Genomic DNA, 23,675 nt, shown 5'->3' with positions numbered 1-23,675 from the left:
AATAGATTTAGAAAAACGAGTAGTAGCAATACAACAATAATAATTTTAATCATAAGGGGTGTCCGATGGATTTAGGTGCACTTTTTAAAGGTAGATCAAAACCCCCCATATTGGCAGCATTAATCGTTGTTCTCTTATGTGGCTCGCTCTCTTATTGGCAGTGGCAAAGAGCACAACAAAAACATGTGTTGCAGCATAAAATTGAGATTGAAAAATCGCTAGGCGTTGCTAATGAGCAGCAAGTAACATCCCAGCCGCTCACTCAATATGTTAATGCTGAAGTGTCGATTACAGGGAGTTTTGTAGGCGATGCGGTTTGGTATTTAGATAATCAAGTCGTGAAAGGCCGAGTCGGTTTTGATGTAATTGGCATTATTAAAATTTCCGAAACTGATGAGTATCTAGCTGTGAACTTAGGCTTTGTGCCACAGCAGGCTAGTCGCGTACCTACCGTTTACTCTCTTCCAAGTGGTAGTGTCTCTCTACCTGTCTATATCAAATCTGGTGCTAGTAAGCGGTTCACCTTAGCTAAGTCTGCGGCAGAGGAGGCAACAAAACAATCTGTGATCCAGTATATTGATGTTGATTACTTATCTGCGGAGTCAGGTAAACCTCTTTTACCTCTAATTGCCTACATGACTAAAAACAGACTAGCTGGGACTGAGCCCCATTATCAACCGATAGTAATGTCACCGCAAAAACATGAAGCTTATGCTTTGCAGTGGTTGCTTATTGCCTTGGCCGCGGTAGTAATTGGCTGGAAACTTTCAAAAAAGGAGAATAAAAATGTCTAGAAGTGCGGGATGGTTTATAGGGCTGTTCGTATTCCCCTTACTGTTGGCATTTGTTGCCCTGAAGGTCGGCTGGATACCACATAGCACGACTAATCACGGTGAATTTTTAAGTCAGGAGGTTCGCCAATCAGAGCTGGTTTTAGATACTGAGTGGAGTATCGTTTATCAGCGACCAAAGCAGTGTAATAAGCAATGTTCTTTACTACTAGATAGCTTACCTAATTTATATTTAGCGCTGGGGAAAAACCAGCAGAAAGTATCGCTTGTGGTATTACAAGAGCGAAATGAAAAAGGTATTGAGTACGCTACTTCTTTGCCGATATACCTCAACCAGTTAGACGACAACTACCTCTATTTGGTTGATAAAACAGGGTTATTTGTACTTAAGTATGCACCAGTAGCAAGCTTAGAAGAAATGCGAAGTGTACAAAAAGGGCTACTGAGTGATCTGAAAAAATTATTGAACTACTCTCGTTCAAGTTAGGAGGTAAATATGTCCAAGGTAAGAATAAAAATCGCAATATTTGCCTGTTTCGTCGCAATAACTGTAGTGACACTTGGCGCTTTCACACGTTTAAGTGATGCGGGACTTGGGTGTCCAGATTGGCCTGGATGTTACGGCTTCTTAACAGTACCAAATGAGAGTCATGAATTATCTGCTGCTAAAGACAACTTTCCACATTTAGAAGTGGAAGCAGAAAAAGCTTGGATTGAAATGATCCATCGCTATTTTGCCAGCTTCCTTGGATTACTTATTTTGGCACTTGCATGCATAAGGCTGTTCAAAAAGCAAAAAATAGAAAGCCCTAATCGACACTACTACTTACTGCTATTGCTTGTGTTATTTCAAGGGGCGCTTGGGATGTGGACCGTGACGATGAATTTACAGCCAGTCATCGTGATGGGTCATTTACTAGGGGGATTTAGTATTCTAGCATTGCTGGTGTTATTGGTTTTAAGGCTGAAATACACCACTATTACTGCTAGTGTAACTAAGCTTACCTATCGCTTATGTTATGTGGCTCTCGGTGTGTTGATTATACAAATTGCGCTTGGCGGGTGGCTTGCAGCCAATTATGCTGCTCCACATTGTACGGGGCTGCCACTATGTGACAATCTGCAACTCTTCTCTTGGCAGAGCTTATTTACGCTTCCAGAAGCTTCAGCGACTTACGAGTTTGGAGTGTTACCGTTCGAATCTAGAGTATCTATTCACTTTATCCATCGGATATGGGCAGTTATTACCGTTTTAATGCTACTTGCAGCATGCTGGCCATTGCTTAAAGCAAGCCAAAACCGAGTACTCCGACACTCAGCGCTTGTCGTTTTAGCTTTAGTTTCTATACAAGTTTTGGTGGGGGCTGCAATAGTACATTTCCAGTTTCCTCTGTTGTTGACACTATTCCATAACTTCATGGCAGCTATGGTGTTATTAGCAATGGTGAGATTGTGCTTTTTTATCAGCTTGGCGCAAAAAATAGGGGTGAAATATGCTTCAATTAACTAATTTTTCAGAGCTCCAAAAAGCAACTACGCTATTCAAAGCCTACTTTGGCATGTGTAAGTTCAAAGTAGTATGTATGTTGGTGATTACTGCGTGGGTCGGGATGATGTTAGCACCACAAAGTGATAAAACATTATTGGCACAAGTAATGAGTTTGTTTGGCATTGGTTTACTTTCAAGTAGTGCAGCAGCTGTAAATCATATCGTGGATAGAGAAATAGATAAAAAGATGGCACGAACACGAAACCGACCGTTAGCGACAGACTCCGTTTCTGTATCATCAGCTTTAATCTTTGCGACGGGCCTCGCAATTTCCGGTTATGCTCTGTTAACTATTTTCGCCAATCAGTTATGTGCGCTACTCACCTTAGCCGCGCTATTCGGTTATGCCGTGGTTTATACGTTATTGTTAAAGCGCGCAACCCCTCAAAACATAGTAATAGGGGGGTTAGCAGGAGCGATGCCACCTCTGTTAGGTTGGGTCAGTGAGACAGGTCAGCTTGGTGCAGAGCCTTGGTTGTTAGTAATGATCATTTTTGCTTGGACACCTCCCCACTTTTGGGCATTAGCTATTGCTCGTAAACGAGACTACGAAAAAGCCGAAGTCCCCATGTTACCAGTAACGCATGGAAACGAATTTACAAAACTCTGTGTGCTATTTTATACCATCATTTTAACTTTAGTCTGTTTGCTGCCTTACCTGGTGGGAATGTCTGGTTGGATCTATTTGTTGGTCTCTGGCATGGCAAATGTCGCTTTTATTTACAAAGCCACAAAGCTTATGAGAACAAATAGTTTAGAGTATGCTATGAGGGTATTTTATTTCTCTATCTGGCATCTTTTGATAGTGTTCATTGCACTCTTTGTGGATAAAGCATTTATATGAAAAAATTTATCTTAATTATCTCTATGTTAATTCTGTTTGGTTGTGGGCCTGCGCCAGATGTGTCGGAAAAAGTGGTTTGGTACCCTAAGCCTAAGGAAGTTAAAGCGTTTGAATTAAAGGATCAATACGGTGAGGTAGTCTCAAACCAAGACTTTACCGATAAATGGAACTTGCTATTTTTGGGTTACACCAGCTGTCCCGACGTGTGTCCTATGACGCTGTTGAAATTAACTCACGTATATCAATCCGTAAAAAACAAAAGTGACTTACAAGTATGGTTTGTATCGGTCGATCCTAACCGAGATACTGAAGAGAAGCGTTTGGCCTACATCAAGCACTTTGATCCTGATTTTAAAGCGGTATCTGCCGAGCATTCGGCTTTATTTCCTTTTGTGAGAGATCTAGGTTTAATCTACGCAATAAATCAGGAACAGACAGAAGAGTATTATGTTGATCATAGTGCGTCTGTAGCATTAATTAACCCAAAAGGTCAGCTTGAGGCTATTTTCAAACCTACACACACAGCTGGAGCTGTCCCTACAATCGATGACAAACTACTTCTCGCTGACCTAGAGAAGATCATCAATTAGTCTTATATCGACACTGGTCGACTCCAGTGTCGCTGTACTATCTTACCTCTAACGCTTTAATTATTTGCGGATTTTTAATCAATCTTTGTGGCATTTTTACCATCACGGTCTAAGCTAATTTTATTACTCATTTTTACAAGGATAGTCTTCAGCTCATGTTGAAACTTCCACCTGAAATGGCGATTAACCATGTGGAAAGCCTGTACCATCAGATTTTCCAAGACTCTATGGAAACATCAGACATCACGATTGATATTAGTGAAGTGCAAAGAGCCGACACAGCATCTATACAACTGCTCTGTGCCGTGCAGAAACACTTGCTCTCGTTAGAACATAAAATTGTATGGCATGGTGAAAGTGACGCTTTAGCGCAGGCGGTAAATGAGTTGGGATTAACCCATTATTTATTCCATAGTATTGAAAATTAAGAGGTGAATATGAAAAAGATTTTAGCTGTGGATGATTCGGCGTCAATGCGCCAAATGGTTGGCTTTACTTTGAAAAAAGCAGGTTTTGATGTCACGGAAGCCAAAGATGGCAGTGAAGCGCTATCTATTGCCAAGCAACAAGGGTTCGATGCTGTGATCTCTGATGTAAACATGCCTGTAATGGATGGGATCACACTTATTAAAGAGCTGCGCAGCTTACCCAACTATAAGTTCACCCCTTTACTAATGCTGACAACTGAGTCGGGGTTAGATAAAAAAACAGAAGGTAAAGCGGCGGGAGCAACAGGTTGGATAGTGAAGCCATTCAACCCTGAACAACTACTAGCGGTATTGAAAAAAGTCATAAGATAGATACAGAGAGGCGTCGATATGAGTATTGATTTAAGCCAATTTTTTGATGTCTTTTTTGAAGAGAGCTTTGAAGGTCTAGACATAATGGAAGCTGAGCTGCTGAATTTACAGCCAGGCCATGAAGACTCAGAAACGATCAATACTATATTTCGCGCAGCACACAGCATCAAAGGTGGCAGTGGAACATTTGGTTTTACTTCTGTCGCTAACTTCACGCATGTGTTGGAAACCTTACTCGATCAGATCAGGGATGGGCGTCGACAGTTGACCGCTGAACATGTCAATTTGCTGCTCCAATCCGTTGATTGTTTAAGGGCCTTACTAACCGCATTACAAGCCGAAGAAGAGCCAGATCTTTCCAATGCGAATGAGTTGAAAGTTAAATTTGAAGAGATTTTAGGTGGTAAAGAGAGTGTTAACTCAGACACTGCTGATAGCACACCTCAAGGGCAAGAATCTCAAACCTATCAAATAGACTTCAAACCGCTTCCCCATTTGTTTAAAACCGGTAACGAACCGCTTTATATGTTAAGTGAGCTGTCAGAATTGGGGGACTTAGAAACTCATGCGTTTTGTGATGCAATACCTGAAATTGATGACTTCAACCCAGAGGATTGTTACCTAAGTTGGCGGTTATACATAACAACCAGTCATCCCGAGTCGGCGATTAAAGAAGTATTTGAGTGGGTTGAGGATGATGCTGAAATTTCTATTACCTTATGTGGTGGTTTATTTGAAGATGATGTGAGTGTCTCTACAACGCCAGAACCAGAGAGTGGGAAGAAAGAAGCGTCGAGCAACGAGACTCAAAATATTGATGTACCAAAAACACCCTCAGCGACAGCGACAAGGGCGAAGCCAGAGGCTAGCAAGAAATCAGCAGAATCGACTTCGATCCGTGTTGGGATTGATAAAGTTGATTCGCTTATCAATATGGTAGGGGAGTTGGTTATTACCCAAGCTATGTTGACTCAATTGGGCGAGCAAGAACCGACAGAAAATACACTTGCTGCGATGCAAGAAGGCCTCGCTCAATTAGCCCATAATACGCGCGATTTACAAGAAAATGTAATGCGCATCAGGATGTTACCTATTAGTTTTGTCTTCAGCCGATTTCCCCGTTTAGTAAGAGATACGTCGCAGAAGTTGAATAAACAGGTTGAGCTAAAACTGCTAGGAGAGCAAACAGAATTAGATAAAACCGTGATGGAAAAAATTTCCGATCCTATGGTTCATTTAGTAAGAAACTCTTTGGATCACGGCTTAGAAACACCGGAAGACAGAATAAAAGCCGGAAAAGACCCCGTTGGTACGGTGACACTGAATGCTTTCCACCAAGGTGGAAATATTGTGATTGAAATCATGGATGATGGCAGAGGCTTGAATACCGAAAAAATAAAAAGTAAAGCAATTGCCAATGGCCTGATTCAAGCAACTGATGAGCTGACTGTTGAAGAGGTTAATGAACTTATTTTTAGGCCTGGGTTTTCAACAGCCGATGAAGTGAGTGATATCTCTGGTCGCGGCGTGGGTATGGACGTTGTTCGAAGAAATATTCAAGCATTAAACGGCAGCGTTGAAGTGACTTCTGCAAAAGGGGTTGGCTCAACGTTTACAATTAGATTGCCATTAACGCTGGCCATTCTTGATGGTCAACTGGTTAAAGTTGCGAAGCATACCTACATCATTCCACTTATCTCTATTGTTGAGTCTTTACAAATAGATATTAAAAAAGTGAGCAAAGTAGGTAATGGCTTAGAGGTGCTTCGGTTACGAGATGAATACATACCAATACTAAGGCTATATCAACTATTTAACCATGGTGGTGCAATAGAAGAGTTGGATAAAACACTGTTAGTGGTTGTTGAGAGTGATAGTCACAAAGTGGGACTGTTGGTGGATGATTTACTGGCGCAACAACAGGTCGTTATTAAAAGTCTCGAAGCGAATTATCAGAAAGTAAATGGGATCTCAGGGGCGACAATTTTAGGTGATGGCAGAGTCTCTTTAATTGTTGATATTAGTGGTCTTATAAAACTAAGTGGCTTAAAGCGTCCAGGAACTCAAGAATTATTAGTAGAACAAGAGTTAGATGAGGTGGTGTCATGATCACTGAAAAAGCCTCGATTAATGAACAAATCATGCTTGCAGACAGAGATGACGATACACAATTTCTCACCTTTATGATGGCGGGCGAAGAGTACGGCATGGATATTTTGGCCGTGCAGGAAATCAGAGGGTGGGAAGAAGTTACTGCTATTCCAAACGCACCTAAGTATGTGAACGGTGCGATTAATTTACGTGGCACGATAGTGCCGATCATAGATTTAAGGGTTCGATTCGGCTTACCGCAAATTGAATATGGAGCCCTAACGGTGGTTATCGTTGTCTCCGTTGTAATAAAAGAGGCTACAAAAATTATGGGGTTAGTTGTTGATGCGGTGTCTGATGTATACAGCATCAATGAAGAAACAGCGAAGGATGTTCCAGATTTTCAAGACTCGGAAAATAGTCAATTTGTACAAGGACTTGTCAATGTTGGTGAAAAAATGGTCGTACTTTTAAATTTGAAGAAGATATTAGATCTTGAAGTAAAGCAGAATGAGCAATTGGTTGTCGGGGGATAACATGAGCGATCAAGCATTAGCAAGTCAACTCAACAATAGGGTTCTGATTGCGGGTGCCATAATATTTGTGGGCTTGGCAATTAGTGTTCAAATGTTGAATATTAACATGTCTACACAAGCCTATGTGGCGATGGTAATAGCGGCTGTCAGTGTGGTGCTGGCAATTTTACTACTTAAGCAAAGCGCAAACACTCTGCTTTCTAAGTTACAAGATGTCGAGGAAATTGTTCCCGCGATAGAGAGTAAAGATGCTAGCTTACTGAATGCAAGCAATGCGTCACGCCAATCATCTTTATACAAGGCGGTTGCTAATTTATTAAATGGTGACGCAGTAGATAGTCAAGATCATAGCCATAGTTTGTTGCTGGCTTTAAAGGTCTGTCAGGCCAATATCATGCTTGCAGATGTTTCTCTCAACATTGTGTATTTGAACGATTCAGTAACAAGTATGCTGCGTAAAAATCAGGCTAAGTTACAGCAAGAATTATCTGGCTTTAATGTTGATAGTTTGATTGGTGCAAATATTGATACATTCCATAAAAACCCTAGCCACCAGAGAGGCATCCTAGCTAATTTGACCCGTCCATATGTCACACAAATCAAAGTGGCAGGTTTGACCTTTGATCTTATCGCCACACCTGTTTTCGACGATGAAGGGCAAAGGATCGCGACTTTAGTTGAGTGGAAAGACCTTACAAGAGAATTAGCGCTAGAGAAAAAGCAGGCGGATTTGGCAAGCCACAATGCTCGTATATCGAGCGCACTGGACGTTTGTCAGGCAAACGTAATGCTAGCAGACGAAGGGTTGAATATTATTTATGTTAATGATTCGGTTGTGCGAATGTTGAGAGACAATCAAACACAGCTTAGAAAATCATTACCGAACTTTGATGTGGATACACTTGTTGGGCAATGCATTGATGTATTTCATGCAAACCCTAGCCATCAAAGGAATTTGCTTGAAAAACTGAATGACGTATATCGTACAGATATTAAAGTAGCGGGCTTTACATTTGGTTTAATTGCGACACCGGTATTTGATGATGAGAAAAAACGGATTGGTACAGTTGTTGAGTGGGAAGATAAGACCGAGCGCTTAGTTCGTGAAGAGAATGAGAAAACAGCTGCCGCTGAAAACTTGCGCGTTCGCAGAGCATTAGACAACGTATCGACGAACACGATGATTGCAAATGAACAATTTGAGATCGTGTACTTGAATCGCGCAGTGAAGGACATGATGAGAAATGCTGAGAGCGATTTAAGGCGTGACCTGCCTAATTTTGATAGTAACCATCTTATGGGGGCAAATATTGATGTCTTTCACCGTAACCCAAGTCATCAACGTACCATGCTTTCTCGACTTGAAACCGAGTATAAAACGGAAATCGTTGTCGGCGGAAGAACCTTTGGCCTAGTCGCCAATCCGATATTTGATGGCAATAATGAACGTGTGGGCACCGTTGTTGAATGGGAAGATAGAACCAAAGAAGTTACGATTGAGAAAGAGGTGAATGGTCTAGTTCAGTCGGCTAACGCTGGTAACCTTAGTGTTCGTTTATCAGAAGATGGGAAAGATGGCTTCTATTTAAGACTAACCAAAGGGTTAAACAGTTTAGTGTCTACTGTTGACGAGACTGTTACAGATATGGGGGACATGTTAGACGCATTGGCAACTGGTAATTTAACTAGACGTATTGAAGGCGATTATCGCGGGGCCTATGAGAAGCTGAAAAAAGACGCAAATACTACCGCTGAGAAGTTAACCGAGGTGCTGGGTCGGATCCGTACTTCTGCAAATTTAGTTGCCAGTGGTGCAGATGAAATATCTCAAGGTAACGCGGATTTGAGTCAGCGGACCGAGGAGCAAGCATCCTCACTAGAAGAAACAGCTTCGAGTATGGAAGAAATGACGAGCACCGTTAGACAAAATGCAGATAACGCGAAAGTAGCCAACGAGCTGGCTGAAGAAACTTGTGATAAGGCGACCAAGGGCGGTGAAGTAGTCACACGCGCAGTTGAAAGCATGTCTGAAATTAATGACTCAAGTAAGAAAATTGCGGACATTATAGGTGTTATTGATGAAATCGCTTTTCAGACAAACTTATTGGCATTAAACGCAGCCGTTGAAGCTGCTAGAGCTGGAGAGCAAGGTCGAGGATTCGCTGTGGTTGCAGGTGAAGTTCGTAATCTAGCTCAGCGCTCTGCCGCAGCAGCTAAAGAAATTAAAGACCTGATCAGAGACAGTGTAAGTAAAGTCGAAGATGGTACGTTACTAGTTAATGAGTCTGGTGAAACGCTAAAAGAAATAGTTGAGTCTGTTAAGCGGGTAACGAACATGATCTCCGACATTGCTGAAGCGTCGATTGAGCAGAGCTCTGGTATTGAGCAGGTCAATAAAGCAGTGTCACAAATGGATGAAATGACGCAGCAAAACGCTGCCTTAGTTGAAGAAGCGTCAGCTGCAGGGGAATCTATGGCTGAGCAAGCAAATGATATGAGAAGATTATTAAATTTCTTCACACTTGATGAATCTTCACACCGTAGCTTAGAAATATCTGAGTCACCGAAGAACTATAAGGCGCCAGAAAAACAATTACCAAAACGGACAATGAACTCCAATAAGCTTCCCCAGCAAAACACGAGAAGTAATCAGTTTGCAGATGACTCGGAAGAGTGGGAAGAGTTTTAGGGTTAGGTAATAGGTCAATTCCTTAGTGGGGGTTGGCTGAAGGAATACGACGATGCGAGAGTTTCTGTTGACCGATAAGGATTTTTCCGAAATTTCGGCTCGGGTCTATGACACATGCGGCATAGTACTCGGGCCGCATAAAAGGGAAATGGTTTACTCAAGGTTGGCAAGGCGCATAAGAGCCAACGGGCTAAAATCATTTGAGGCGTACTTGTCTTTTTTGGAAGAAAATCAAGATGTTGAATTTAGTCATTTTATCAATGCAATCACGACCAATTTAACCTCATTTTTTCGGGAAAATCATCACTTCGAATTTTTAACAAAGAAAATAGTTCCCGAAATTATTGCCAGACACAAACAGGATAGAAGAGTCCGGATCTGGTCTGCTGGATGCTCTACTGGTGAAGAGCCTTATAGTATTGCGATGACCATTGCGAATGCTTTTCCGAATGGTTGGGATGTCAAAGTGCTGGCAACAGATCTAGATTCCAACGTCTTGGGCAAAGCGAGTCTCGGAGAATATACGGCAAATAACGTCACGGGTTTAGATGAAGATAAGCTCAAAAAATGGTTTCTTAGAAGTGCTGATGGAGCAACGTATAAAGTGAAGCCTAAATTGCAATCTTTCATCCATTTTAAACGACTTAATCTTCTAGAGCCATGGCCAATGAAAGGACCCTTTGATGTTATTTTCTGTCGTAATGTTTTAATTTATTTTGATAAAGAAACCAAAGACAAACTATTTGAGCAATATCATGACATGTTAGTTCCCAATGGTTACTTACTTATTGGGCACTCCGAAACGATGGGAAAAGAGCACCTAGAATTTAAAAATCTAGGTAAAACCATTTATCAAAAAGGCCAGTTGAATGAGAGAGTTTAGACCTGTTCTCAGAGGCTTCGAGCATGTAAAACGCTTTTGGGATTCAGGGCGTGCCAAAGTCGTCGCAAAAGTACTTCCAGGGGAGTTTTATGTATCCAAGCAGGACGAACTGATTTCGACTGTACTAGGTTCCTGTATTGCCGCTTGCGTATATGACGAGAAACTGGGTATAGGTGGTATGAATCACTTTATGTTACCCGGAGCCAAGGCGCTAAGAGAAGTACATGCGGATGATCTAAATTGCCGTTATGGTAACTGGGCGATGGAGTATCTGATAAATGAAGTACTCAAAAATGGGGCGTCTAGAAGCAATTTAAAAATTAAACTTTTTGGCGGCGGAAAAATCATCAGCGCTATGACTGATATCGGAGAAGGTAACATCAGGTTTGCTCAAGCCTATGTGGAAGAGGAATGTTTGAATTTAATTTCACAGGATGTAGGTGGCCCTTGGCCAAGAAAAGTTATTTTTCATCCTCAAAGTGGTAAAGCGCAAGTGAAAAAGTTACGAACCATGCACAATAACACAATTGAACAACGTGAAGTGCGTTACTTACATGACATTGAAGCTCAAGACAATAAAACGGATATTGAGCTATTTTAGGTGTGAAATATGATCAAAGTTCTGATTGTTGACGACTCTCCGTTAATTCGTGGGTTGTTAAAAGAAATATTAGGTCAGGCGGATGGTATTAAAGTCGTTGGCACTGCAGAAGATCCTTATGAAGCGAGAGAACTCATTAAATCAACTTCGCCTGACGTATTAACGTTGGATATAGAAATGCCAAAAATGAATGGCATTAATTTTCTCAAAAATTTAATGCGTTTAAGGCCAATGCCCGTTGTGATGATCTCCACGTTGACCCAAGAGGGGTCACCCGCCACGATAGAGGCATTAGAGTTAGGCGCAGTTGATTTTATTTCTAAGCCCACCAGCAATGTTGCTGATACCTTAATGTCTTATTCCGATTTGCTGGTTAAAAAGATTAGAGTAGCAGCCGGTGCAAGAGTGAGGGCTTTTAAAGCACCAAAACAGGAAAGCGAACTAGAAATTGGCCGTAATTATACATTTTCGCGTAATACTATTTTAGCCATAGGAGCCTCAACTGGAGGAACTGAAGCTATTAGAGAGGTGCTTATGCGATTACCAACACACGCGCCTCCTGTTGTTATCACCCAACATATCCCACCAGTTTTCAGCACCTCATTCGCGCAAAGAATGGATCGCACCTGTGCAGTATCAGTCAAAGAAGCAGAAGAGGGTGATGTTTTATTACCTGGTCATGTATTCATAGCACCGGGAGACAAACATCTTAAGGTGGCACACACTGCAACCGGATATGTCTGCCGATTAGATGATACTGAGCCTGTTAATCGTCATAAACCCTCAGTTGAAGTGTTATTTAACTCCCTTGTGCCAATGGGGAAGCATGTTTGCGCTGCTATGCTCACGGGAATGGGCAGTGATGGAGCAAAAGCGATGCTGGCTTTGAAAGCCGCAGGTGCTAATACATTTGCACAAGATGAACTTAGCTGTGTGGTATGGGGAATGCCTAGAGCTGCGTACGAGCTTGGTGCAGTGCAAAGCCTAGTACCTTTGAGTAAAGTGACTGAAACCATGCTGAGCGCGGTTAAAAAGTAAGAGTAGGAGCGAACTTGTTCCTACCCATATCTGTTATTTTTCAATAACCCAAGGTTGTGAAAACCAATAATATCGTCCTGTGTCTTTGATTGAAGGTGCAGTACAGTTATATCGTGACCGTCCTATGGGCAGTGCTTTCGGAGTTTGAATACGTACACTGGTTTCTGATAGCCAATTCAGCTCAGCTTGCCCAACACCTGAAACGTAGCATGCAAATTGACTCTGATGAAAATCCTTATTGTTAAAATGCAACGTGATTCCTGGTGTTTTATTGTTCGTGACGCTATCAAGGTAATCTAATTTTTGTAGAGAGAATGCTTTGGTTTCGAGCTTAGTTTTTAATGTTTCTAAGTTGCTGTAATTTCCCGATGCGGGAAATCGAGCGATACGTGTAAAATCTGAAGAAACACCAACCGCACCAGAGTGTTGCCCAATACCAATAAGTCCAAGTTCTGCTACCAGCTTTTGTAACTCATTATTAAACTCGCCGTAAGGGTATGCGAGGTACGGGTAATCGTGGCCAATTTCTTCTTTAATACGCTGCTGTGACCATGTGATATCGCGCTCAACACGCGCACGCCACTGCGCCACTGTTTCATTTTTTAGTTTGAGATGGAGGTAATCGTGCTTAGCACTATGATTTGCGATAATTGCACCGCGTTTTGCTAATGCTCTCAGTTCATCCCACGTCATGACATAGCTTTTCTTTTCGTCAATAAGTTGAGGGTTGACGAAAATAGTATAGGGAAAGCCAAAAGATTCCAGGAGCGGGGCCGCCGCAGTGATATTGTTTTCATAGCCATCATCAAAGGTGATAGCTAACGTTTTTTCTGGTAGAGACTTACCCGACTTCAGGCTATCTAACAACTGTGGTAAAGGTATCACCGAAAAACCGTGTTCTTTAATGTGGTTAAGATGAGATTTAAAGGTTTCTTCACTCACGCTGGTGACCGCAGGGAGTTTCTCACTCACGTGATGATACTGTAAGATAACCGCACTCCAACTATTTGCTGAGAATAGGGCCAAACCAAAAATAATATGTTGTATCAATTTCTTAAATGCCATAAAGCGCAACATCTGAGCCTCTTACTACTTGCAGGTCCGATGATACTATCAAATATTACGGTGCCACTGTTAGGATTAGTCGATACAGCAGTAATTGGCCATATGGGAGATGCGCATTTTTTGGCTGGGATTGCGCTTGGCTCTAGCGCTATCTCGGTATTATTTTGGCTTGCAAGTTTTCTGCGAATGAGTACAACAGGAGTGATCGCTCAATCAAGCGGCCAGCAAGACCATGACAAGCTAACACGTTCACTATATACCAGTATGCTCATCGCGCTGCTCTTTGCCGTGAGTTTGATTGTATTATCTCCTCTGTTGAGCCAATTAATTGCTCAGCTTTCAAATGCTTCTAGTGAAGTATTTGAGCAAGCAAAATTATATTTTCAAATCCGTGTATTCAGTGCGCCTGCAGCAATGTTGAATCTTGTGTTGCTGGGCTTTATGCTTGGGATGCATTACGGACGAGGGCCATTTTATCTGGTATTGTTCACAAACATAGTGAATATCGCCTTGGACATTTTATTTGTTGTCGGATTTGAGTGGGGAGTAGCAGGTGCAGCTTGGGCTTCACTCATTGCAGACTACTCTGCATTAGGCTTATCCTTGTTTTTGAGCGCATTGGTAGCAAAGCGCCACGGTATTGCGTTGAAATTCACTCTACCAAAGCGCGCGCAGTGGCTCAGTTTACTCACCTTGAATCGTGATATTTTTATTCGCTCCTTGATCTTACAACTCTGCTTTAGTTTCATGACTTTCTATGGCGCAAGGCTTGGTGAGATCACGTTGGCGGCCAACGCTGTATTACTTAACTTTTTGATGTTAGTCAGCTTTGCGATGGACGGTATCGCTTATGCTGCGGAGGCTAAAGTCGGCAGAGCAAAAGGGCAAGGTTCGTTGGGGCAATTGCAATTATGGGTAAAAGTAAGCCTGTTTTGGGGGGCTGCATTTGCGCTTTTATACAGTGCTATTTTTTATCTAGCTGGTGGCTGGATCATTAGCTTATTAACCAATATCCCCGAAGTAATTACGTTGGCAGGTACTTACTTACCTTGGTTGGTACTATTACCTTTGATTGCCATGAGTTGCTTTTTGTTTGACGGCATCTTTGTTGGGCTTACTCGTGCTAAAGAAATGCGAAATAGCATGCTAGTTTCTGCGGTATTCGGTTTTTTCTTGCCTTTTTTGATTGCATTGCCACTTGGTAATCATGCGCTCTGGCTTGCGATGAGTTGTTTTATGGGGTTGCGTGGGTTGACCTTGGCATATAAATATCATCAGCTCACTCGAGCGGCTACTTTACTCGAGTAATGGGGCTGCCTTAAGCAAACGGGTCGTTATCTTTTAGGGCTTTGCGGCGTTTTTCTCTGGCTTCTATAACTTGAGAAAAACGATTAGCAAAAATGCCAATATATCCGTAAAAGGCACAACACAAACCAGGAAGCAAAAGCACTAAACCTGCGATTTGAAAGCGATGATCTTGATAATAACCCAGTGCGATAAAAGCACCTGCGAGTAACACAATAACAAGGCCAAAAAGGAAAAATTTGAGACTTCGCTTAGGGTGAGACCCTAAGCGATAAATGAGGGTTTTGCTCATTAATAGTAAGAGTGTTCGCCGCGCGCGTGCTCCGTGATGTCACGTACGCCGTTGATTTCTTCAAACTTAGCGATCATCTCTTTTTCGATGCCTTCTTTCAATGTGACATCAATCATTGAGCAGCCGTTACAACCACCGCCGAATTGAAGTACTGCAATACCATCTGCGGTAATTTCTACTAGGCTAACTTGACCACCATGATTGGCCAGTTGTGGATTTACTTCTGTCACAAGCATGTGCTCTACGCGCTCAGCTAGGCTCGCATCGTCACGTAATCGTTTTGCTTTGGCATTTGGTGCCTTAAGCGTCAACTGACTCCCCATTTTATCGGTAACGAAGTCGATGTCGGCTTCTTCTAAAAATGGTGCGCTTTCTTCATCAACGATGGCTTCAAAACCATTAAACGGTAAGCGGATATCGCTTTGTTCAACGGCATCTGCTGGGCAATATGACACGCCACACTCAGCTTGAGAGGTGCCTGGATTAACCACGAAAACTCTAATATTAGTGCCTTCAGCCTGATCGGCTAATAGTTTCGCGAAATGGCTTTGGGCAGAATCTGAAATATGGATCATAATTCGCTCTATACTTGACTAAATTACTCGGTTAATACGTATCATACTCTCCTCGTCGTGTTGTCGCTAGTGTTCGGCGTAAAAATTTGGCAATCTGCGGCGCGCTTGTTAGCTTGAAAAGTAATCGGAATTAAAGGACATTATCATGCGGTTAATAAGCTGTATTATCGTGCTGTTGAGCTTTAGCTTGCAGGCCAAGCCCATTGCCTATTATTTTGGCGATGAAATAAAATTTGACCCCACAATAACTACGCCAAAACAAGCATTTGGATATGAAGTTGGGCAGTGGCATTTGCGCCACGATCAAATCGTTAATTATCTACATACCCTTGCAAGTGAAAGCCCAAGGTTGAGTGTCGAAACAATCGGATTTAGCCATGAGCGACGTCCTTTGTTACTCCTAAAAGCGAGCTCGCCACAAAACCAACAAAACTTGGCGCGTATTCAGCAAGATCATATTGCTTCATTGAGCGGTAGCCAAAACCGCTCAGGTCAGCCTGTTGTGATGTGGATGGGTTATAGCGTGCACGGTAATGAGTCTTCAGGAAGCAATGCTGCGGTACTCATGGCATATTATTTAGCTGCGGCGCAGGGCGAGTCTGTTACGCAGCTCCTTGATAATGCGGTGATATTGTTAGATCCAGCCTTGAACCCTGATGGTTTATCACGTTTTGCTACATGGGCAAACGCCAATAAGAGCATGTCTCTATCAACCGATCCTGCACATCGTGAGCATAATGAGTCTTGGCCTTCTAGTCGCACTAACCATTATTGGTTTGACCTCAATCGTGATTGGTTACTACTACAACATCCTGAGTCAAAAGCACGGATCAGAGCATTCCATCGCTGGAAACCTAACGTACTGACCGATTTTCATGAAATGGGCCCAAATAGTACTTATTTTTTTCAACCTGGGATCCCATCAAGGACTCACCCAATTACCCCATTACAAAACGTAGCGCTAACCAACGAGATTGGTAAGTTTCATGCCAAAGCCCTTGATGCACAAGGGGAGTTATATTTTACCCAAGAGAGCTTTGATGACTTTTATTATGGCAAAGGCTCTACGTACCCCGACGTAAATGGCGCTGTTGGCATTTTGTTCGAACAAGCAAGTAGTAGAGGGCATGCACAAGAAACTCAGTATGGTGTGTTGAGTTTTCCTGAAACGATTAAAAATCAGGTCACGACGAGTCTCTCGACATTCCGAGCCAGCACGACGCATCGACGCGCTTTACTTGATTATCAGCAGCAGTTTTATCAACAAGCGAACGAGCTTGCCAGTAAAGATGAAATCAATGGCTACGTCGTTGCACGTGGCAAAGACAACTATCGCTTTCAAGCGTTTGTGGATTTGTTGAAACAGCACCAGATAGAGGTGAAATACCTCTCAAAAGCCAAAGAGGTTGATAACACCGAATATCAGCAAGGGGATTTATACATTCCACTAGCCCAGCCGCAATATCGCTTGATAAAAGCACTATTTAGCACACAGACGCATTTTAAGGACAACACATTCTACGATGTTTCAGGTTGGACGATGCCGTATGCTTATGATTTAGATTTTGCCGCAGTAAAAAGTGGCTGGGGTTTAAAGCTTCAAGGTGAATCGAACGCTGACTCAAATGTGTCGGCTCCCGTTGCTGGAAGTTATGCCTACACCATAGAGTGGCACCATTACTTGGCGCCACAATTAGCAAATCGCCTCTTACAGGCTGGAGTGAAAGTGGCAGCTGCAATGTCACCATTTTCAGCATCAACCACCTCAGGTTCTCATGACTTTCAGGCCGGTACATTGGTGATAGCAAGTGGTATTCAACAGCAAGCAGACTGGTTTACTCAGCTTGAAACAATCGCTAGAGAACTTTCACTTCCAGTGTATAGTGTGACTACAGGCCTGACACAAAGTGGTGTCGATTTTGGTTCAAGGCAAATGCTACAGCTGCAAAAGCCAGAAGTCCTCATCATAGGTGGTGCGGGTGTAAGTCAATATGAAGCGGGTGAGCTTTGGTATCATTTAGATAGGCATTTAAAGCTCGCCCCGTCGATTGTGGAAAAGCAGCATATCGAGAAACTTGATCTTACGCGCTACACCCATATTTTATTGGCTGATGGGAAATATGGAGATTTAAGTGACAAGAGCAAAGCCAAGCTCTTGAGCTGGGTTGCTAAAGGCGGTGTGATTTGGGGGCAAAAGCGTGGTGCGCAGTGGCTAATCGAACAGCAGCTACTAGACGCTGAACTGGTTTCAAGCAAAGAAATGCGAGCCCAGTTTGACAGCAAAAATCTCACCTTTGCAGATCAAGATAGCCTTTCGGCAAAACAGCGGATTGCCGGCGCGATTTTTGACGCGCGTTTGGATTTAAGTCATCCCTTGTCTTTTGGCTTCGAGAACCGGGAATTACCTGTCTTTAAAAATAGTACTTGGGTGATGCATCGAAATAATAAGCCATTTATCGAGTCGTTGACGTACACTAAAAAGCCTTTATTGGCAGGGTATGCTGATAATATTAACGTTGAACAGATCGCAGGTTCTTCTGTCTTGATTGCGTCAACGTCTGGACGTGGAGTGGCTGTAGGAATGACTGACAACCCGGTATTTCGTGGCTTTTGGTTCGGTTCTAGCCGACTACTAAATAACGCGTTGTTCTTTGCACACGGCATAAGATAAGGTTTAGATCAGTTTATCTGTGCAGTGAGATTTTTAGCAATTTGATTGGTATCTACTGTCGTGATATCAAGCAAATAATACGCTTTTAAGCGTCGAATGGTGTGAGGCTGATAGCCATCGCCCACACCATTTTCGCCCCGTTTTGTTTACACACTTTTGCCGCTGCATTCATGGTCGCGCCCGTTGTGATCACATCCTCAAGCAATACGATATTTTTACCTTCAACAGATTGGTTGAGCACAAAGGAATTGTTTAAGTTACATTTTCGTTTAGCTTTGGTCAGCTCAGATTGCGGCTTTGTGTGCTTCGTTCTTTTGAGTATTGTCTGGGTGAGTGGTAGCCCTTGCCAAATTTGCTCAACTTGATTGTAACCTCGTCGGATTAAACGTCTTCGGTGTAGTGGCAAACAACAAACAAGGTCTACGGGGAAAGCATCTTCTTCACTGAAGCGTTGCCATAGCGTCTGGGCTAGCAGGTTTAAGGCACATTGATACGCTTTGCTATGGTTAAACTTTACTCCTTGCAACCATGTGTTTATAGGCGTGCGGTACCAACTCGCCACGGTTAACCCATCGCAGTCTTCAAGGCTAACCATGCGTTGGATATTGGGATAATTAAGTAGATTAATCTCTTTATCCATAAAGTCTAAGCTAGCTTGTAAGCAGTATGGACAAAGCAAGGTTTTTGTCGTGCTTTGTTCACAGCATACACAAGGCTGACACCACTTTTTAGGTAATAACCGAGTAAGTTGGATCATTGCTTTCCATCCCGGGTTAGCTATCATGGCGTCAAGTTTGGTATAGAGAACAGATAAATGCAAAATGAAGTTGTGCTGCTCCATGGTTGGGGGATGAACAAAGCTGTGTGGCAGTTATGCGAGGAAGCTTTAGCACCTACAACAGCAATTAAAGCGGTAAATCTTCCTGGATTTGGTGGTACACCAAGCGCCGAGGGGGATTATTCTCTTGAGCGTAATGCTTTACTTATTGCTGAACAACTGATGCCACAAAGTGTGTTGATAGGCTGGTCTTTGGGGGGCTTATTTGCATTGTATTTAGCTGCTCATTTTCCAGACAAAGTTAGCAAGGTTATTTTGATCGCTTCAACGCCATTTTTTTGTGAGCAGGCTGATTGGCCCGGAATAGCCCCTAAGGTGCTAAACAACTTTGAGACTCAACTGCAAACCAATAGCGCAAAAACGATAGAAAGGTTTTTAGCTATTCAAGCGATGGGCAGTGAACATGCCAGAGAAGACATCAAACAACTCAAAGCGCTGCTGGGCACACTGCCGGAATCGGAGGCGAAAGCACTTGCTGGTGGACTGGAGATATTGAAATCGCAGGACTTACGTGATGAATTTTCACAACTGCAACTCCCCATAATAGGCATATTCGGCCGTTTAGATTCTCTTGTTCCACAAGCGGCAGTCGAGAAAATGCAGGCATTAAATCCAAATTTTAAGGCTCATACGCTTGCAAAGGCCTCTCATGCGCCTTTTATCTCACATAAAGAAGCCTTTTTATCACTCCTTAAATCAATTGTTTAGATATTTAGGATAATAAAGCGGCAAAAAATTGCCGCTTTTACTTTTCTTTGTTGATATTTTGCGCAATAATTAGTCAGTAAGAAAAGGTTTATCTAGGTGCGAATATGCCAATAGGTGATGTGTTAAATAATGGAATTGACGGTTATAACCGCGCTGCTCAGGGGATTGCCCAAGCAAGTGCTGATATTAACCGCGCTGCCATCGATCAACAAAGTGATTCTGAACGTGCATCTGGGCGGCAGTTGCAGGGTGCCAGTGCCGGTGAAGCTGTGACGGCTCCAGTGAGCGAAACCCCAAGCTTGACCGAATCCGTGGTAGCCTTAAAAGTTGAAGAGTTTAACGCGAAAGCCAATGTGCAAACTATTCGCACTGCAGATGAAGTGCTAGGTACGTTGATTGATATTAAAGTGTAATGAACATAGTAACGCCACCACCGGCGATGAATTTAAACACTGCCAACGTGTACACCGAAACGGTTGTACGCGATAATCAGCTGCGTGAAGCGATCCCAAAACCTGCACCAACTAATCCCTCATTTACTGAAAACCGCAACCTTTCTGATTCTGAAAAAGGCCGCTCTTCTAACGTAGACGATGCAAAAGTTTATGGTTCTGATGGTAAAACAGAGCAAAGCAAAACCATTCAAGGCAAAGAGGAAGGCGAAAAAGGTGAAGGCCAAGAAAAAGAAAAGAATGAACAAGAGCAGCAACAAACAGAGCAAGATGAGCAGGTCGTTCAAGAATTAAAATCTCGAGATAGAGAAGTAAGATTACATGAGCAGGCTCATGCCAGAGTCGGTGGGCAATATGCCGGATCACCGAGTTATGAATATCAGCGCGGTCCTGATGGCAATAACTACGCTATTGGCGGTGAGGTGATGATCGACGTTGCGCCGCTTGAAGGTGACCCGCAGGGCACGATTGAAAAAATGCAAACGGTGAGAGCGGCAGCGTTAGCACCAGCGGAGCCATCTGGCGCTGATAGAGCCATCGCAGCAGATGCTACTCAAAAACTATCGGCGGCGCAGGCTGAGTTGGCAAAAGCTTCTATCAGTGGTGAAGAACAAAGTGATAGCAAGCGGGTGCAAAACATTCAAACTCGTCGCTTGAGTGGTGAGCAGGCAAAAGCAGAGAGTGAAGAAGAGCAAGCCAAGCTGAAGCAGGATGCAGATCCCTACGCTGTTGCGATGCCAATTGAAGCTGATCCTGAAATCCAAGCAAGATCACTCAGGATTTCAAATTTTTATCAACATGTAGCGATGCCTAATCAACCCGCATCGCTATCAGTGCAAATTTAACCGTAGGTATTGGCCTTCTCCTCCGCGGGCCATTGCAGTGAAAACGAGTTAAAACCCCCGACAAACGAAAAGCGCGACCAAGGCCGCGCTTTTCTTTGTTCATTGCACTGTTGAGATTACTTCTTCAGCTTTGCAAAGGCTTCGGCAAACGCATTACCCATCGCAGCGTTACCTGCATCTCGTGACTTTGGCTTAGAAGACTTAGGCGCCGGTTTTCCTTTGTGCGGCTTAGCGCTTTGTTTTTGCGCTGGAGCTTGAGATATTTCATCGTTTAGACGCATGGTAAAGCTAATGCGTTTACGAGGCACATCAACCTCAATCACTTTGACCTTAACGATATCTCCCGCTTTAACGACTTCACGCGGATCGGAAATAAACTTATCCGTGAGTGCTGAAATGTGAACAAGTCCATCTTGATGTACACCCACATCCACAAAAGCCCCAAAATTGGCAACATTAGAGACCACACCTTCTAAAATCATACCGACTTTAAGATCTGTGATTGTCTCAACACCAGCTTTAAACTGCGCCGTTTTAAATTCTGGGCGAGGATCTCGGCCTGGCTTATCTAACTCTTTGATAATATCAGTGACCGTTGGTACCCCAAACTTATCATCTACATAGTCGTTTGCCACAAGGCCATTCAAGACTTCGCGATTACCGATAAGGGTATTCACTTCTAGATTTTGTTTTTTACAAATCGCTTTGACAACAGGGTAAGCTTCTGGGTGCACTGCCGATGCATCCAGTGGATCATCTCCATTGGCGATCCGTAAGAAACCAGCCGCTTGTTCAAATGCTTTCGGTCCTAATCGCTCAACTTTTTTAAGCGCTTTGCGATCCGTGAAAGAGCCATTTTCGTCGCGGTATTTTACGATATTGCTGGCTAACGTTTTATTCAAACCCGAGACGCGCGTTAATAATGGGATCGATGCCGTGTTCACATCGACACCTACTGAGTTTACGCAGTCTTCGACCACAGCAGTTAGCGTTTGTCCTAACTGGCTTTGAGAAACATCATGCTGATATTGGCCAACACCGATTGATTTTGGTTCGATTTTCACAAGCTCTGCTAACGGATCTTGTAATCTTCTTGCGATGGAAACTGCGCCACGTAGAGATACATCAAGATCTGGAAATTCGTTCGCGGCAAATTCAGAGGCTGAGTACACCGATGCGCCAGCTTCACTCACCATAATTTTGTTGAGTTTTAATTCGGTAGCACTTTTTAGCAGTTCTGCGGCCAGTTTGTCGGTTTCGCGAGACGCGGTTCCGTTACCGATAGCAATAAGCTCAACTTTGTATTGGCGGCACATTTGCTCTAGCGTCTTTAGCGACTTATCCCACTGGTTTTGAGGGGCATGAGGGTGGATAGTACTGGTTGCAATCAGTTTACCTGTGGCATCGACAATGGCGACTTTACATCCTGTACGTAATCCCGGATCGATACCCATTGTCACTTTTGCGCCAGCAGGCGCAGCCATCAGCAGATCTTTCAGGTTTTTTGCGAAAACTTCGATAGCGTCTAGCTCTGACTTTTCACGCATTGACCCTAAGAATTCATTTTCCAAGTGCAGGGCGATTTTAATCTTCCATGCCCACTGGACCACACCCATTAACCAATCACTGGCAGCTTTACCAGAGACGGCTAGGCGGTAATGATCAGCAATGATCTGTGCACAAAATTGAGCGGGGTCCTCTGCGCTTGGTTCCGGGTTGATAGATAGTTGCAAAAAGCCTTCATTACGTGCTCTTAGCATCGCCAGCGCGCGGTGTGATGGAATTTTATTTAGCAGCTCATTATGTTCAAAGTAGTCACGGTATTTGCTTCCTGCTTCTTCTTTACCGGCAATGACTCTTGCTTCGATTTGCGCGTTGTCTTTAAGGTGGGCACGGAGTTTTGCGAGTAGTTTAGCGTCTTCTGCAAAACGTTCCATGAGAATAAACTTAGCGCCATCTAAAGCCGCTTTGCTGTCTGCAACGCCTTTGCTTTCATCAATGAAAGGAGCCGCTTGTTGTTCTGGGTCCAACGTTGGATCTGCAAATAAAGCGTCAGCTAAGGGTTCCAAACCTGCTTCTATCGCGATTTGGCCTTTTGTTCTGCGCTTTGGTTTGTATGGGAGATATAAATCTTCGAGTACGGTTTTGCTGTCGGCGGCTTGTATTTCTGCATTTAACTCAGCAGTGAGTTTACCCTGTTCATCGATGGTTTTTAAAATAAACTCGCGACGTTCATCAAGCTCTCGTAAGTAACCTAACCTTTGCTCAAGCAAACGTAGTTGAGTGTCATCTAAGCCACCCGTTACCTCTTTACGGTAACGTGCAATAAATGGAACGGTTGCCCCTTCGTCTAGCAAACTAATAGCAGCATTAACTTGCTGTTCTCTGGCGTTAAGCTCAGTTGCTAAACGTTGTGTGATATTGCTCATGCAAAATCCTTATACTCTTCTTAATCGGTCTGTGTTGCCTAGATAATACTCATCTCGGGCAAACAAAATTTAGCTCAATGTTA

At 43.1% G+C, this 23,675-nt stretch carries 23 protein-coding genes; 18 read left to right on the top strand and 5 right to left on the bottom strand.

The genetic code is table 11. The annotated features are described in order from the left end of the window. Positions 1-65 precede the first annotated feature (65 nt). From JJQ94_RS22845 to JJQ94_RS22785, 13 genes are all read left to right on the top strand, one after another. Positions 66-794, top strand: coding sequence for an SURF1 family protein (locus tag JJQ94_RS22845; RefSeq protein ID WP_099031850.1), 729 nt, complete (start codon positions 66-68; stop codon positions 792-794). After that, positions 787-1,278, top strand: a complete 492-nt coding sequence (locus JJQ94_RS22840; RefSeq protein WP_099031849.1) for a transmembrane cytochrome oxidase associated protein — start codon at positions 787-789, stop codon at positions 1,276-1,278. The genes JJQ94_RS22845 and JJQ94_RS22840 overlap by 8 nt, the downstream gene beginning before the upstream one ends. Before the next feature lie 9 nt (positions 1,279-1,287). Further along, on the top strand, positions 1,288-2,301 hold the full coding sequence (locus tag JJQ94_RS22835) for a COX15/CtaA family protein (RefSeq protein WP_099031848.1): 1,014 nt from the start codon (positions 1,288-1,290) through the stop codon (positions 2,299-2,301). Beyond that, positions 2,285-3,184: a heme o synthase gene (cyoE, locus tag JJQ94_RS22830; protein WP_099031847.1), complete on the top strand. Its 900-nt coding sequence runs from the start codon at positions 2,285-2,287 to the stop codon at positions 3,182-3,184. Before JJQ94_RS22835 ends, cyoE begins: the two co-directional genes overlap by 17 nt. Beyond that, complete coding sequence (locus JJQ94_RS22825; protein ID WP_099031846.1) at positions 3,181-3,774, top strand: SCO family protein; 594 nt, start codon at positions 3,181-3,183, stop codon at positions 3,772-3,774. The genes cyoE and JJQ94_RS22825 overlap by 4 nt, the downstream gene beginning before the upstream one ends. 155 nt (positions 3,775-3,929) lie before the next feature. Next, entirely contained in the window at positions 3,930-4,202 is a 273-nt protein-coding gene (locus JJQ94_RS22820) for an STAS domain-containing protein (protein ID WP_010604348.1), read from the top strand. A gap of 9 nt (positions 4,203-4,211) precedes the next feature. Next, a complete protein-coding gene (locus JJQ94_RS22815; protein WP_010378447.1) occupies positions 4,212-4,574 on the top strand; it encodes a response regulator in 363 nt (120 codons plus the stop codon). Positions 4,575-4,592: 18 nt separating this feature from the next. Then, positions 4,593-6,683: a chemotaxis protein CheA gene (locus JJQ94_RS22810; RefSeq protein WP_099031845.1), complete on the top strand. Its 2,091-nt coding sequence runs from the start codon at positions 4,593-4,595 to the stop codon at positions 6,681-6,683. Next, positions 6,680-7,201: a chemotaxis protein CheW gene (locus JJQ94_RS22805; protein WP_099031844.1), complete on the top strand. Its 522-nt coding sequence runs from the start codon at positions 6,680-6,682 to the stop codon at positions 7,199-7,201. Before JJQ94_RS22810 ends, JJQ94_RS22805 begins: the two co-directional genes overlap by 4 nt. 1 nt (position 7,202) lies before the next feature. Next, a complete protein-coding gene (locus JJQ94_RS22800; RefSeq protein WP_099031843.1) occupies positions 7,203-9,890 on the top strand; it encodes a methyl-accepting chemotaxis protein in 2,688 nt (895 codons plus the stop codon). 52 nt (positions 9,891-9,942) lie between these two features. Beyond that, the gene (locus JJQ94_RS22795; protein ID WP_099031842.1) at positions 9,943-10,773 is read left to right on the top strand and encodes a CheR family methyltransferase; all 831 of its coding nucleotides are present in this window, start codon (positions 9,943-9,945) and stop codon (positions 10,771-10,773) included. Continuing rightward, positions 10,760-11,374 (top strand): chemoreceptor glutamine deamidase CheD, encoded by a 615-nt coding sequence (cheD, locus tag JJQ94_RS22790; protein ID WP_099031841.1) that lies wholly within the window; start codon positions 10,760-10,762, stop codon positions 11,372-11,374. Before JJQ94_RS22795 ends, cheD begins: the two co-directional genes overlap by 14 nt. A 9-nt stretch (positions 11,375-11,383) precedes the next feature. Then, positions 11,384-12,412 (top strand): protein-glutamate methylesterase/protein-glutamine glutaminase, encoded by a 1,029-nt coding sequence (locus JJQ94_RS22785; RefSeq protein ID WP_099031840.1) that lies wholly within the window; start codon positions 11,384-11,386, stop codon positions 12,410-12,412. Positions 12,413-12,445: 33 nt separating this feature from the next. Here JJQ94_RS22785 and JJQ94_RS22780 read toward each other — a convergent pair whose 3' ends face one another. Beyond that, positions 12,446-13,489, bottom strand: coding sequence for a polysaccharide deacetylase family protein (locus tag JJQ94_RS22780; protein ID WP_099031839.1), 1,044 nt, complete (start codon positions 13,487-13,489; stop codon positions 12,446-12,448). A 27-nt stretch (positions 13,490-13,516) separates the two neighbouring features. Between JJQ94_RS22780 and JJQ94_RS22775 the strand changes: the two genes are divergently transcribed. Continuing rightward, positions 13,517-14,785 (top strand): MATE family efflux transporter, encoded by a 1,269-nt coding sequence (locus tag JJQ94_RS22775; protein ID WP_099031838.1) that lies wholly within the window; start codon positions 13,517-13,519, stop codon positions 14,783-14,785. A gap of 10 nt (positions 14,786-14,795) precedes the next feature. On the opposite strand, the gene JJQ94_RS22770 is transcribed toward JJQ94_RS22775, so the two are convergent. Then, a complete protein-coding gene (locus JJQ94_RS22770; RefSeq protein WP_099031837.1) occupies positions 14,796-15,074 on the bottom strand; it encodes a hypothetical protein in 279 nt (92 codons plus the stop codon). Beyond that, positions 15,074-15,649, bottom strand: coding sequence for a Fe-S biogenesis protein NfuA (gene nfuA, locus JJQ94_RS22765; protein WP_010378467.1), 576 nt, complete (start codon positions 15,647-15,649; stop codon positions 15,074-15,076). The genes JJQ94_RS22770 and nfuA overlap by 1 nt, the downstream gene beginning before the upstream one ends. Positions 15,650-15,794: 145 nt before the next feature. Here nfuA and JJQ94_RS22760 point away from each other — a divergent pair, with 145 nt between their 5' ends. After that, positions 15,795-18,320, top strand: a complete 2,526-nt coding sequence (locus JJQ94_RS22760) for a M14 metallopeptidase family protein (RefSeq protein WP_099031836.1) — start codon at positions 15,795-15,797, stop codon at positions 18,318-18,320. An 85-nt stretch (positions 18,321-18,405) separates the two neighbouring features. Here JJQ94_RS22760 and JJQ94_RS22755 read toward each other — a convergent pair whose 3' ends face one another. Further along, positions 18,406-19,077 carry a ComF family protein gene (locus JJQ94_RS22755; protein WP_099031835.1) on the bottom strand — a complete coding sequence of 224 codons (672 nt, stop codon included), beginning with the start codon at positions 19,075-19,077 and terminating at the stop codon, positions 18,406-18,408. A gap of 57 nt (positions 19,078-19,134) precedes the next feature. Between JJQ94_RS22755 and bioH the strand changes: the two genes are divergently transcribed. The 3 genes from bioH to JJQ94_RS22740 all read left to right on the top strand — a co-directional run bounded on the left by bioH (position 19,135) and on the right by JJQ94_RS22740 (position 21,163). Further along, entirely contained in the window at positions 19,135-19,866 is a 732-nt protein-coding gene (gene bioH, locus JJQ94_RS22750) for a pimeloyl-ACP methyl ester esterase BioH (protein ID WP_099031834.1), read from the top strand. 104 nt (positions 19,867-19,970) lie between these two features. After that, on the top strand, positions 19,971-20,279 hold the full coding sequence (locus tag JJQ94_RS22745; RefSeq protein WP_010378475.1) for a hypothetical protein: 309 nt from the start codon (positions 19,971-19,973) through the stop codon (positions 20,277-20,279). Continuing rightward, positions 20,279-21,163, top strand: a complete 885-nt coding sequence (locus JJQ94_RS22740; RefSeq protein ID WP_099031833.1) for a putative metalloprotease CJM1_0395 family protein — start codon at positions 20,279-20,281, stop codon at positions 21,161-21,163. The genes JJQ94_RS22745 and JJQ94_RS22740 overlap by 1 nt, the downstream gene beginning before the upstream one ends. A gap of 116 nt (positions 21,164-21,279) precedes the next feature. Here JJQ94_RS22740 and JJQ94_RS22735 read toward each other — a convergent pair whose 3' ends face one another. Then, positions 21,280-23,592 carry a Tex family protein gene (locus tag JJQ94_RS22735; protein WP_099031832.1) on the bottom strand — a complete coding sequence of 771 codons (2,313 nt, stop codon included), beginning with the start codon at positions 23,590-23,592 and terminating at the stop codon, positions 21,280-21,282. Between the last annotated feature and the right edge of the window lie 83 nt (positions 23,593-23,675).

The sequence above is a fragment of the Pseudoalteromonas sp. GCY genome, from assembly GCF_016695175.1.
Lineage (GTDB): Bacteria > Pseudomonadota > Gammaproteobacteria > Enterobacterales > Alteromonadaceae > Pseudoalteromonas.
The sequence above is the reverse complement of the archived record's forward strand: the minus strand, read 5'-3'. Positions and strand labels throughout refer to the sequence as shown.